Annotated in this window: 11 protein-coding genes; 7 read left to right on the top strand and 4 right to left on the bottom strand. The window is 43.6% G+C overall.

Going from position 1 to position 13,064, the window contains the following annotated elements; translation table 11 throughout:
• The first annotated feature begins 25 nt into the window (after nt 1-25).
• From M1D59_RS19440 to M1D59_RS19425, 4 genes are all read left to right on the top strand, one after another.
• On the top strand, nt 26-1,894 hold the full coding sequence (locus M1D59_RS19440; RefSeq protein ID WP_103749400.1) for an anaerobic ribonucleoside triphosphate reductase: 1,869 nt from the start codon (nt 26-28) through the stop codon (nt 1,892-1,894).
• Nucleotides 1,891-2,337 carry an anaerobic ribonucleoside-triphosphate reductase activating protein gene (gene nrdG / locus M1D59_RS19435; RefSeq protein ID WP_075212721.1) on the top strand — a complete coding sequence of 149 codons (447 nt, stop codon included), beginning with the start codon at nt 1,891-1,893 and terminating at the stop codon, nt 2,335-2,337. The genes M1D59_RS19440 and nrdG overlap by 4 nt, the downstream gene beginning before the upstream one ends.
• A gap of 375 nt (nt 2,338-2,712) precedes the next feature.
• The gene (gene manA / locus M1D59_RS19430; protein ID WP_039073051.1) at nt 2,713-3,663 is read left to right on the top strand and encodes a mannose-6-phosphate isomerase, class I; all 951 of its coding nucleotides are present in this window, start codon (nt 2,713-2,715) and stop codon (nt 3,661-3,663) included.
• A gap of 128 nt (nt 3,664-3,791) precedes the next feature.
• The gene (locus M1D59_RS19425) at nt 3,792-6,431 is read left to right on the top strand and encodes an N-acetylglucosaminidase (RefSeq protein ID WP_458117615.1); all 2,640 of its coding nucleotides are present in this window, start codon (nt 3,792-3,794) and stop codon (nt 6,429-6,431) included.
• 19 nt (nt 6,432-6,450) lie between these two features.
• Here the strand turns inward: M1D59_RS19425 and M1D59_RS19420 are convergent, their stop codons facing one another.
• Nucleotides 6,451-7,614: a CDP-glycerol--glycerophosphate glycerophosphotransferase gene (locus M1D59_RS19420; RefSeq protein WP_026580197.1), complete on the bottom strand. Its 1,164-nt coding sequence runs from the start codon at nt 7,612-7,614 to the stop codon at nt 6,451-6,453.
• Between the two features lie 19 nt (nt 7,615-7,633).
• On the bottom strand, nt 7,634-8,413 hold the full coding sequence (locus tag M1D59_RS19415) for a WecB/TagA/CpsF family glycosyltransferase (RefSeq protein ID WP_458118059.1): 780 nt from the start codon (nt 8,411-8,413) through the stop codon (nt 7,634-7,636).
• A 363-nt stretch (nt 8,414-8,776) separates the two neighbouring features.
• Here M1D59_RS19415 and tagD point away from each other — a divergent pair, with 363 nt between their 5' ends.
• Together tagD and M1D59_RS19405 are read left to right on the top strand one after the other, a co-directional pair.
• Nucleotides 8,777-9,166 (top strand): glycerol-3-phosphate cytidylyltransferase, encoded by a 390-nt coding sequence (tagD, locus tag M1D59_RS19410; RefSeq protein ID WP_026580195.1) that lies wholly within the window; start codon nt 8,777-8,779, stop codon nt 9,164-9,166.
• Between the two features lie 142 nt (nt 9,167-9,308).
• Complete coding sequence (locus M1D59_RS19405) at nt 9,309-11,423, top strand: CDP-glycerol glycerophosphotransferase family protein (RefSeq protein ID WP_458117614.1); 2,115 nt, start codon at nt 9,309-9,311, stop codon at nt 11,421-11,423.
• A gap of 30 nt (nt 11,424-11,453) precedes the next feature.
• Here M1D59_RS19405 and M1D59_RS19400 read toward each other — a convergent pair whose 3' ends face one another.
• Together M1D59_RS19400 and M1D59_RS19395 are read right to left on the bottom strand one after the other, a co-directional pair.
• Nucleotides 11,454-11,699: a hypothetical protein gene (locus M1D59_RS19400; RefSeq protein WP_458110659.1), complete on the bottom strand. Its 246-nt coding sequence runs from the start codon at nt 11,697-11,699 to the stop codon at nt 11,454-11,456.
• A complete protein-coding gene (locus M1D59_RS19395) occupies nt 11,659-11,763 on the bottom strand; it encodes a CDP-glycerol glycerophosphotransferase family protein (protein WP_458118058.1) in 105 nt (34 codons plus the stop codon). Before M1D59_RS19395 ends, M1D59_RS19400 begins: the two co-directional genes overlap by 41 nt.
• A gap of 456 nt (nt 11,764-12,219) precedes the next feature.
• Here M1D59_RS19395 and M1D59_RS19390 point away from each other — a divergent pair, with 456 nt between their 5' ends.
• Nucleotides 12,220-13,047: an ABC transporter permease gene (locus M1D59_RS19390; RefSeq protein ID WP_026580192.1), complete on the top strand. Its 828-nt coding sequence runs from the start codon at nt 12,220-12,222 to the stop codon at nt 13,045-13,047.
• Nucleotides 13,048-13,064 lie beyond the last annotated feature (17 nt).

Raw genomic sequence — 13,064 nt, 5'->3', positions numbered from 1 at the left:
ATGCTACTTTTTAGGAGAGATTAGGATGACAACAGGCTTTAAAGAACAGGGATTATTGCAATTGACAGAAACATTTCATGATATCGTCGGGTATGGAGATCACGATATTATGCAGGAAAATGCCAACGTAGACGGCCGCTCTCCGATGGGGCAAATGAGCCGGTTTGCATCCGAGAGTTCCAGACATTATGCGCTCCAGTACTTAATGTCGCCGGAAATCAAGAAAGCAGTCGATGACAACTTGATATATCCGCACGATTTAGACTATATGCCGAGCGGGACAACGACTTGCTGCCAGATCCCTTTGGGCCGGCTGTTAAAAGGCGGATTCCATACAGGCCACGGCTCTCTCAGGGAACCGAAGGACATTATGAGCGCATTGTCACTCGCATCCATCATTTTTCAATCGAATCAAAATATGCAGCACGGCGGCCAGTCATTTCCGATGTTCGATTACGACCTGGCGCCTTACGTCCGAAAAACGTACGAAAAGCATCTGGTGAAAATCAAACAATACCCGACAACTTTGACAGAAGAAGAGATAAGGGAAAGAGCGTGGGAAGAAACGGACAACACAACTTACCAAGCGTGCGAAGCCTTTATACATAATGCCAACAGCATGCATTCGCGGGGCGGCGGACAGGTTCCGTTTGTTTCAATTAATTACGGCACGGATACGTCAAGGGAAGGCCGCCTTTTGATCAAAAATATTCTGAAGGCGACAAAAGCAGGTCTCGGCAAGGGGGAGACGCCGATTTTTCCGATTCAGATCTTCAAAATGAAAGAAGGCGTCAACGTCGATCAAACAGACCCTAACTATGACTTGTACCGGCTTGCATTGGAAACGAGCGCTGAAAGGCTGTTTCCGAACTTCAGCTTTATCGATTCGCCCGTGAATAAACCTTTTTATGACGGAACACCGGAAAGCGAAATCGCTTATATGGGATGCAGAACGCGCGTCATGTCCAATATTCATGGGAAAGAAAACAGCATCGGCAGAGGGAATTTGTCATTCACCTCGATCAACATTGTCAAAATAGCGCTGCTCAGCGAAAATGTTGAACAGTTTTTTGCTTTGCTGAACCGCTACATGGAATTAACGATTCAACAGCTGCTTGAACGGTACGCCTTTCAATGCAAAAAAAGAGCAAAAGACTTTAAGTTCCTGTATTCGCAAGGCATCTGGCATGAAAGCGAGAAGCTTGATCCTGAGGACACGCTCGAGGATGTGCTAAAGCACGGAACATTGAGCATCGGATTTATCGGACTGGCTGAAGCTTTGACTGCATTGACAGGAAAACATCACGGAGAAAGCGAAGAGTCGTTTGAACTCGGCAAAAAAATCGTTCAGTCGATGAGAGATAAGGCCGATGAAGCCACAGAAAAACACAAGCTGAACTTTTCTTTGATCGCCACACCGGCAGAAGGACTTTCAGGGAAATTTGTCAAAAAAGATAAATTGGAGTTCGGTTCGATCCACAATGTCACAGACCGGATCTACTATACGAACTCGTTTCACATCCCTGTTCACTATAAGCTGACTGCGGTTGAAAAGATCAGAAAAGAAGCGCCGTTCCATTTGATGTGCAATGGCGGGCATATCAGCTACATTGAGCTGGACGGAGACCCGAAAAAAAACATTAAAGCGATGGACATGATTGTAACCGCCATGCGCCGGTCAGGCATGGGCTACGCCTCGATCAACCATCCTGTCGACCACTGCAAGGCGTGCGGATTTACCGGAATCATCGATAACGAGTGCCCGCAGTGCAAAAATCGAGATGAGGCTTTGATTGAACGGATCAGACGGATTACGGGATATTTAGTCGGAGATATGTCAAAGTGGAATTCGGCGAAAAGACAAGAAGAAAAGGACAGAGTGAAGCACCTATGAAAGTGATGAATATTATCCATGACAGCATCGTAGACGGAGAAGGACTGAGAACAGTCGTGTTTTTAGCGGGCTGCCCGCATATGTGTGAAGGCTGCCATAATAAACAAAGCTGGAATATCAATAACGGATTTGATATGAGTGTAGACGAAGTATTTGAGGAAATTATGAAAAACCCGCTTACAAACGTCACCTATTCAGGAGGAGAGCCGCTTTTGCATGCGAGCGAACTGATCGAACTGTCTGAGAGAATTAAGCAGCAATCCGAAAAAGACATCTGGCTTTACAGCGGCTATACGTACGAACAAATCTTGAAAAATGAAAAGCACAGCGCTTTGCTGGCCTATTGTGATGTCCTGGTAGACGGCCCGTTCGAAATCAAAAAAAGGGACTTGACGCTCCTTTACAGAGGAAGCTCAAATCAGCGCATTATCGAGCTGGCATAATCTGAAACAGAAGCCTCCGGGGCTTCTGTTTCAGCGTGTCGACAAACCCTCGCATTCGTTGTCAGGCCTGCGCGTCGGTGCTCACGAATTCCAACATTCGCTCCGCTCCGATGCTCGGCCTTCCTAGACTGCAAGGGTTTTCAATCACGCTGAAAGGATGACAAAATCCCAAAACAAAAAGCCGTTTTGGGATTTTGTCAACAATCTAAAACAGAAGCCTCTGGGGCTTCTGTTTTTCCTTTCCGGCATTGACTTCTATCGAGATAACGTCATAATAAATATGAAAAGGTTTATATTTTATCATACATGTCTATCAATAAAAGAAAGCGTTTTATTTACATAAGATAATCGTGAATTAAGGGAGGAGATGGCTTCATGACTCAATCACCGATATTTCTGCAGCCTGAGTTTAAAGAGAGGATCTGGGGGGGAGCGGCTTTGCGCGAGACATTCGGCTATGACATTCCCTCTGATTTGACAGGTGAATGCTGGGCCATTTCCGCCCATCCAAACGGGCCGAACATCGTTGCTTCGGGTCCTTACAAAGGAAAAACGCTTGCCGAGCTTTGGGACGAGCACCGCGAATTGTTCGGCGGTGCAGAGGGAGACCGTTTCCCGCTGTTAACGAAAATACTTGATGCCAATCAAGACCTTTCCGTTCAAGTCCACCCCGATGACTACTATGCGGGCGAACACGAAAACGGGGAACTCGGTAAGACGGAATGCTGGTATATCATCGATTGCAAAGAAGGTGCCGAGATCGTTTACGGCCATACGGCGAGAACGCGGACAGAGCTGGTCACCATGATCAACAGCGGTGATTGGGACAACTTGTTAAGGCGGATCAAAATCAAGCCGGGCGATTTTTATTATGTGCCAAGCGGCACGATTCATGCTCTTTGCGAAGGGACGGTCGTTTTGGAGACACAGCAGAGCTCTGATACGACGTACAGGGTATACGATTATGACCGGGCCGATCAAAATGGAGAAAAGCGCGAGCTTCACCTGACACAGGCGATCAATGTCACAACAGTACCGCACGTTGACAGCTATGTTGACGAATCGACAGAAACTCAAAAAGGGATTACCATTAAGACTTTTGTAGAAGCCGAATACTTCTCCGTATACAAATGGGAGATCGACGGTGCCGTTGAGCTGACCCAGGATGCCCCTTTCCTGTTATGCAGTGTGATTGAAGGAGAAGGAAAGCTCACTCAGGGCGGAGAATTATTTCCGATCAGCAAAGGAGCAAATTTTATCCTGCCGGCGGAAACGAATGACTTTACGATAGAAGGAACATGCGAATTAATCGTGTCTCACATATAAAAAGCTTAACGGTCTTCAAAAGAAGGCCGTTAAGCTTTTTTATTGTGAAAAAATAGTCCGGCTCGCCGATAAAAAGAGAAAGCAAGTTTTTGAAATTAGGAGGCTTATAGTCGAGGGGAGTAGAGAATGTGAAAAACATTAGAAAAACCGTTATTTTTGCTGCAATCATTTTGCTCATACATACGGCCGTCCCGGCAATCCCTGCTTTAGCAGCATATACCGATACTTCCGTCTACAAAATCGAAACAACAAAAGAGTTTAATAGCGAAAGCGAGGCGCTCAAAGTAGCCGAACAACTGAAAAAGGAAACGGGATGGAAAGCCGAGGTCAAACCTTCAGGGAAAAACGGCACAACTTACGTTTTGACAACAGGGGGGATAGAAGGGGAGAGCAGAGCAAAAAATCTGCTTTTGCAGTTTGAAAAAGAAACCGGTTTGAAGGCGTCCTATGGTCCGATTGGACAGAAAGAACCGTTTTCCAAAGCGGTATCAAAGGAATTTGCCGGTGAAGCAAAAGCCAAGGAATGGGCGCTCCAATTTGAAAAAGAAACGGGGCTGAAAGCAACATATACACTTGCAGGGAACAGGGAAGCATACGTGAAGGTTGCCACCGGAGGAATCGAAGGCGAAGACAACACGAAAGCCATCCTCGATCGTTTTCAAAAAGCGACCGGCCTCAAAGCGTCGTACGCACCATACGGAGCGGGACAAGCGATCGTCAAGCTTTATTCAGGAGAAATCGCAGATGAGAGCAAAGCGAAAAGCCTGCTTGTCCAATTTGAAAAAGAAACCGCTCTTAAAGGAACGATAGAAACAGTAAAGAAACAACAGCCCAGATATAAAATTGTGACAGGTGCGATACAAGGCGAAACAAACGCAAAAAATCTGCTGAAGCAGTTTGAAAAAGAGCTCAAGGTCAAAGGGGCATATGAAGCCGCCGGTCAGCCGGCGCAGCTTTACAATGTGAAATCGGGATATTTTAATGACGAAAAGACCGCGAAAAATGCCGCCGGCCAAATTAAAAAGAATACCGGTCTCACCTCAAGCACGGAAAAGGTAAAAGGCACGCGTTTCTGGATCGTCAGCATGAAAAGCGTAGACAGCCAAAACCTTAAAAAAGTCGACGCCTTTTTTAAAAAGAAAACGTGGCGTTATACTGCTGCAAAGGCAGGGAGAAAGCAGACATCTTTCAGAATCGTTTCCGTCCCGGTTTCAGATCAAAAGAAAGCAAACGACGGCATCCGGTTTTTTAAAAACAAAAACATTCAGGCTTCCGCCCAAAACGCCGGCGGTACGACCGTCAATCGCTTCCGGATCGCGTCCGGCGAAACAGCCGTCCAAGCGCGAATCAATAAAGGGCTGGAATTCTTCAAGAAAAACGGTGCGGCGGGAACGTCCGGACCGACGGGAAAAAAAGTGTACAGCCATTATCAGCTGACAACGGAGTCCGTATACGAACAGGACAAAGTGACGAAGGCGCTCAATTTCTTTAAAGAAACAGGCATTCACGCAGAGGCCGTCAAGACCGGCCAGTATTACAGCCGGTACAAACTGAGTTCGGAAGCTCTGATCGGCTCGGAGAAATTACAGCATGCGCTTGAATTTTTCAGCAAGCGGAGTATACCGGGCAAGATTGAACAAACGGGTGAGTACGGCTACAGGCAGTACCGGGTGACGGCAGGTCAGGTCACAAGCAAAGCAGATCTCGACAAGGGACTGAATGTCTTTAAAAAGAACAAAGTCAGCGCAACTTACCAAACAAAGACGGTCAGCCTGTTTCATATCTCAATCAATGAACTATTTACAGGGAAAGACCGTGCGGATGCTGCCGCCAATCGGATTAAAACGAATTACGGCTGGCCGGTGAATGTCATCAAAGTGAAAAACGGCCCGCAAATCACAACGACTGACTACGGAATCACGCTCAGCCAGATGGTCGACAAACAGATGAAAGTCAGCCCGCAAACGGATGCGCCGGCTTATGTTTCATTAAGCTACATCAATACGGCGAACCAAACCGTTACGGCTGATCTGCTGAATATCAGGTCAAGCCCCCTTGTGACAAGCGGGAACATCATTGGACAGCTGCAAAAAGGGGATAAAGTCAATATCATCTCCCAGGAAAACGGCTGGGCAAAAATCAGAATGAATTGGCGTAATGCCAGCAGAGAAGAAGTCGAAAAATATGTCAACCCGCAAAACTTTACACAAGACAGCTCGGCATACTTCCAATTTTTAAAACTCTCGCAAACGGCTGGCTTGAATGCCGCCGAAGTCAATGCGAAAATCCTTTATAATAAAGGGATTTTGACAGGCAAAGGCCAAGCGTTCATCGACGCGGCAAGAGCATACAGCATCAATGAACTGTACCTCATTTCGCACTCGCTCCTTGAGACGGGCAACGGAACTTCCGAGTTGGCAAAAGGAACGATGTTCAACGGCAAAAAGGTTTACAATATGTACGGCGTCGGGGCTTACGACAGCAATCCGCTTTACTACGGTGCAAAATACGCCTATGAACAAGGGTGGTTCACACCTGAGGCAGCCATTATGGGCGGAGCCAAATTCATCGGTGAAAAATACATTCACCACCCGACTTACAAACAGGATACCCTCTATAAAATGAGATGGTCTCCGAACGCTCTTCACCAATATGCGACAGATGTCGGCTGGGCTTATAAGCAGGTGGGGAGAATGTACAGTCTTTATACATTGCTCGATCAATATACGCTGTACTATGATGTGCCGGTTTATCGGTCATCATCATAAAAAGACCGGCCATGTTCCATTAGGAACCGGCCGGTCTTTTTTCATTTGCCGTCATATGCTCGCTTAAAAAGTTCAACAGGCGCATGCTGGCATCGCCTGTTGAATATTGATGCCATTCTTGTGCAAACCTCTTGATCTCTTCCTTTGTGATGGACATTTCTTTGATTTCTTTCAGCAGCATGTCGCTGTCCATGCAGGCTTTGCCGGGAATCACTGCTTCAAAATCATCGATCAGTCCGCGCTTTTCATTATATTCTGCCATATCATACGTGAAAAACAAAATCGGTTTATTTAACAAAGCGTACTCAAAGGCGACTGACGAATAATCGGAAATCAGAATGTCGCATTCCATCAGCAGATCCTTTAGCGGAACGTCTGATACATCTTTGATCAGCCCTTCATGTTCTTCAAAAGTAACCTGTTCCCGCACGGCCGGATGCAGTTTGACCAAAAGCAGAAATTCTCCCTTCAGTTCCCCGGAGAGCTGCTCCTTAGAGAAAGGGAGGCGAACGGACGTCAAACAATAGTCCCGGTATGTCGGCGCATACAGAATAATCTTTTGGTCCGGACGGTCCGCTGTTTGTCTTCCGGCATGAAAATATTCATCAGTTAACGGAACACCCGTCCGCAAAAAACGGTCATCTTTCACGCCGAATGACCGCTTGAAAATATCCGCCATTTTCTCCGAGCCGACGGCGATGTAATCAAAAGAACGATACACCTTTTTAAACCGCTTGATATCGGCGGCGGATCGATACCGGTTTCCGATATCTTCGAGTCCGAACTTTTTCAAAGCGCCGGACGCATGCCAAATTTGAATGCACGTCGTCTGAGGGCGTTTATTCAATACGCTTGTCAGCAGAAAATAATTATCCGTTAACACGAATTTACACTTAAACATCCGGTATACGGCCTTTATGAGATGAATCGGATTTTTCTCGTTGATCACTTGCGATCGAACGGAAGGATATTCATCTGCAAGGGAAACGGCGTGCCTTGTATAAAGGACTTCCATTTCAAACGGCCTGCTGCTGCTGACATACTCATCCAGCAGCGCGCGGGCATTATCCGGAAAGGAAACGAGCAACAAAGCTCTGTCGCGTGCTTTTATCCTTTTGAAAATAAAGCCGGTCAAAGCGAGACCGGCCGAGTAAATCATAACCAATAAAGAACGTATATTCATTCGTTACCCAGACTCTTTTCTACAAATCGATTTTGGATTGCTCTTTGATCTGCTCCGGATAGTAGTGCCGCTGTTTTTGAACTCTTTCCTCTTTCAAAACGGAAAGGACATATTTCGGGATGTTCAGCATCCGCTTCCACCTCGTCGGATTGGTCAGCAGACGGTACATCCATTCAAGATTTAGCTTGATGAACATTTTCGGTGCTCTTTTCACTTTTCCGCTGAACACGTCGAAGCTCCCGCCGATGCCGATCGCAATCGCTTGAGGAAATAAATGCTTATGTTCATAAATAAACTTTTCCTGATGCGGATATCCGAGAGCCACAAAAACCATGTCGGGCTTGGCTGCCGCGATTTGCTTGGCAACTTTGCCTTTGTCTTTGACATAGCCGTGTGAGTACCCGGCCAGCTCAATTCCGGGATACTCGGTTGAAAGCCGATCGGCAACCGCTTGAATAACCTCTTGTTTGGCCCCGTATAAAAAGACTCTTTTCTTTTTGCGGTCAGCCAGGCTCAAGAGGTTAATAAATACATCGTACCCCGCGATCCTCGATTTTAATCTGCTGTTGATCAGCCTTGACGTTAGGACGATGCCGATTCCGTCCGGCAGGATAAAGTCAGCAGATGAAACTGTTTGATAATAATCCTTGTCTTTTGCAGCCGCGTACCCGATCTCAGGGTTTACCGTTGCGATAAATGCCCCCTCATTGCGGTCGATAAAGGATTCTTCAAGATGATTCAAAAATCCGGGCAAATCCCCGTTAACATATGCAAGATAATGAACCGTTTCCGTTTGCAGCATAGTTTTTTTCCTCCTTCCGGTTAAGAAGTGTAAGTATATACGAATGTATGAAAGTCGAAGTTTAAGAGACCAGCCCAAAAATTCAGGAGGTCTAACGTATATTTTAGCATAGATCATTCATAAAAGCTTAACAATATCTTTACAATAGATTAAGATTTTTTACGTCTTATTTAGAAAGGGATCGATTTCTTAGGGGAAAATTTGGAATGCCATTTACCGTAAACAATACTTAACGTTTGATAGGCGATGTGCTATAATGAATGATCAGTAAAGACCTGTGAAATGAATGTAACTTATCGATTGTTTTCTACATGTCAATATAGCTTTTCGCCTTAAGATTAGAAAGGAGAGCGCATGACAATGAAGAAAGTCATCACATATGGAACGTTTGATTTATTGCATTGGGGACATATCAAGTTATTGGAACGGGCAAAACAATTGGGGGATTATCTCGTCGTCGCGATTTCGACTGACGAATTCAATCTTCAAAAGCAGAAAAAAGCATATCATAGCTATGAGCACCGCAAGTTCATTCTTGAAACGATCCGCTACGTAGACGAAGTCATCCCGGAAAAAAACTGGGATCAAAAGGTACAAGATGTGATCGACCATGACATCGATGTTTTTGTCATGGGGGATGACTGGGAAGGAAAATTTGATTTCCTGAAGGATTACTGCGAAGTTGTTTACCTTCCGAGAACTGAAGGGATTTCCACGACGAAGATTAAAGAGGAAATCGCGAACCTTTAATGTAGGCTTAGCTTTATAAAAATTCAAAAAGTACTTCTTAAAAAAGATAAGAAGTGCTTTTTGTTTCGTATACGAGTCATTTTAATATAATAAGTATGAACAGCTTTGCTTTTGAATAAAAAAAGAGGAGTAGACTGATCTTATGGATAGTGCAATTCCGATAGAATTTCAGCTGCGGGAAATAAAAATTAACGATGCTTGCCTCTATTTTGCGTTCGAAAGTTCTGCCTCTCTTGAACATGTCGGTGTTTTGGCAGTTAACCGCAATTCGAAAAAAGAGATGCGTGTAACTTGTAACAAAATAAACGATTCAAAGCAGTTAAAAGCAGTGGAGATATCTTTAGATGATCTATCTAATCTGATGATAGACGAAACGCTCATTGATTTTTATGTGATATATGAAAATAATGAAAAAAATCAATGTAAAAAGAGGATTTACACAGCCTCAAAACCAATAGAGCTGTCTTGGCATCGGGATCGAGCCAATCAGTTCATTTATTTGCCATATACGACCCGTAAAGGCCATTTCGCTCTTGATGTTCTACGAAGAAAAGCAGTGGCGGAGGCGGAAGGCATTAAGTTAAGCTCCGAAGGAAAACTCATGATCCAAGGCTATACTTTTCTGCTAGATGCGGAAGAACGTTCGATGATAAAAAGCAGAAGGCTGGTTTTAAAGGAAATTAGTCAAAAAGATGAGGAAAGGGTTTTTGATTTTCCTTTAAAAGACGTTCAGCGCGGTGATTCAGGTCATGCCGTTGGATTCGAGGCGGAAATTGATTTGAAAAAGCTTTATGAAGAGAACAGGATGCCTGCTTTCTTTCAATTTTTTATAGAATACGTAGGTGAAGATGCTGCAACAGGGGAGGAAATCGTTATAAAAAGCAGGGCATTCAGGCTTAGAGATGATATAGACTGTTTTTCAATTATTGACACAAAAAAAGGACCTGCCCGTTTTCACATCTATCCGCAGAAACGAAAAAGGGGCATGCGCCTAAGAATGAACGACTATACGATCAAAACCCGTGCAGTTTATTTTGCTAAAGGAAAAAGCAAAAGGCTGATGTCAGTCATTCGCAGAGACAAGAATAAAGTAAAGAAAAAGATTTCGGGCATTGTGACGAGAGCCTACTATTTTACTTTTGGACTGGCCGGCAAACTGCCTGTTAAAAAGAAAACCGTCATTTTTGAAAGCTTTGCCGGCAAGCAGTACAGCTGCAATCCGAGAGCCATTTACGAATATATGAAGGAACATCATCCGGAATACAACTTAATATGGAGTGTAAACCCGAGTTATACAGAGATTTTCGAAGAAAAAAACGTTCCTTATATTCACCGATTCACCCTGAAGTGGCTGTTTGCCATGGCAAGAGCGGAGTATTGGGTTGTAAACAGCCGGCTTCCTTTATGGATTCCTAAACCAAAGCACACGACATATGTGCAGACATGGCACGGGACTCCGCTGAAAAGGCTTGCCGTCGATATGGAAGAAGTGCACATGCCGGGTACCAACACTGAGAAGTACAAGCAAAATTTCACTAAAGAAGCATCGAAGTGGGACTATTTAATATCCCCGAATCGTTATTCAACCGAAATCTTTGCCCGCGCTTTTCAATTTAACAAAACAATGATTGAGTCCGGCTACCCGAGGAATGACTTTCTGTATACAGACAACCGCCCAGAAACGATGAAGGCCATAAAGAGAAAAATGAATATTCCCGAGAATAAAAAGGTCATCTTATATGCACCGACATGGCGGGATAATGAATTTTATGCTAAGGGAAAATACAAATTCCAACTTCAAATGGATCTAGACAAGATGCAAGAAAAGTTTGGGAAAGATTCTGTTATTCTGTTGAGAATGCACTATCTAGTAGCTGAAAGCTTTGATTTTGAACAGTATGAAGGTTTTATATACGATGCCTCAATGTATCCCGACATTAGAGAGCTGTATGTCATCAGTGATATTTTAATTACGGATTACTCGTCTGTATTTTTTGACTATGCAAATTTAAGAAGACCTATCATTTTCTATACTTATGATATCGAAAGTTATAGGGACACTTTAAGAGGATTTTATTTTGATCTTGAAAGAGAAGCACCTGGGACATTGGTCTACAATGAATCCGAGCTTATGGAAGAGATCGAAAGGGTACTTAGGAACCCTCAATTACACAAGAATTACGAGTCATTTTATGAAAAATTTTGTTCGTTTGAAGATGGCAAAGCTTCTGAGCGGGTCGTCAAATCTATATTTTAATCTTCATGAAAAAACAGCCTGAGTTTATACTCAAGCTGTTTTTTGTGTGGAGCTAGGACTGACACACATTTTTATAAAAGAGCTGCGGTGCATGATTGTTATATGATTCATAATCAAAGTGCGATATTCAATACCTTCGGTGATATATTTCTTCATAGCTTCAGTAAGTGCTTCTTCGATATTTTCAACAAGCACTCCGAGGCCTCCCCCGAGAACCGAACGAACACCGGTAACATTAGTAGCAATAATAGGTTTGCCGACTATCATAGCTTTCATTAGGACCAGGCTCTGTCCCTCTCCATGTAGGAGCATAAAGAATGACTTTTTTATCTAAAGGAATATTGAGTGTTTTTCTTACTTATTAACCGATTTTTTCAATTCGAGATCAGTTCGCGAATATCCGTTATTTGCGACTTTTCCGGCATAATTTCATAGATGTCGTGCGATGTAAGCTGCTTCCCGTAAGTGAATTGATTAGGACTAATAAGAGAATCACTGTGAAGCAAGTTTCGCTGAATGTTCTTGTGAGTAGACATTCCGCGATTCTTAATGTCCAAACCAAGCGTTTTTCACTGTGTTCTAATATAGCCCTTATTTAATAAAACGAATGACAATATTGGGGCGAAATCCTCGTGCTTGCTTGTTTTGGGAATAACCATTTGTGTCGTTTTTTTCCTATTATAACAGGCACGCATTCTCTTAGATATTTGTTTGAATAGCAATAACGAATAAAATTTGTTACAATTAATCGGTGCACGAGGTAACAGCTATTATATTAGGCTAAGGAAGATAAATCATGAAAGCATTACTAAGAGTGTTAAAAGAACAGTTTTTATCGCTGCCTTTAATCATCAGGTTGGCGGCATATGAAACAAAATCAAAATATCAAATGAACTATTTGGGCGTGTTATGGCAGTTTTTGAATCCGCTCATTCAGATGCTGGCTTATTGGTTTGTATTTGGGATCGGAATCAGAAAGAGCAGTGAGGTGGTTACGGGCGTCGGTGAAGTGCCTTTCATCATCTGGATGCTTGCCGGTTTGATCCCTTGGTTTTTTATCAGTCCGACGATTCTTGACGGTTCAAACAGTGTATATAAGCGAATCAACATGGTGGCCAAAATGAATTTTCCAATCAGCTCTCTTCCTTCAGTGGCGATTGCGGCTAACCTGTTCAGCTACTTTGTGATGATAGTGGTTTATGTCATTGGGCTGCTTGGGTTTGGGATTTATCCAAATCTTCACTGGCTTGAATATATTTACTATTTGTTTTGCATGATTGTTTTTATGTTCGCTTTCAGTTTGTTTAATTCAACAATCAGTGTACTGGTCAGAGATTATCAGTTCCTGCTGCAATCGGCGACAAGGCTGATGTTTTTCCTGCTGCCGATTTTTTGGGATATTTCTACGCAGCTGGGGGACAAGCATCCGACAATGTTGAGCGTGATTAAGCTGAATCCGCTTTTTTATATTATCGATGGATTCAGAAACAGTTTTTTCGGCGGAGATTGGTTTTTCGAAGATGTAACTTACACGCTGTATTTCTGGGCTTTGACATTATTAATCTTGACTGTAGGTTCTATCCTGCATATGAAATTCAGAGACAAGTTTGTTGACTTTCTTTAATACGTAAGGAGATTGTA

This window comes from Bacillus sp. PK6-026 (genome assembly GCF_054161455.1).
The sequence above is the reverse complement of the archived record's forward strand: the minus strand, read 5'-3'. Positions and strand labels throughout refer to the sequence as shown.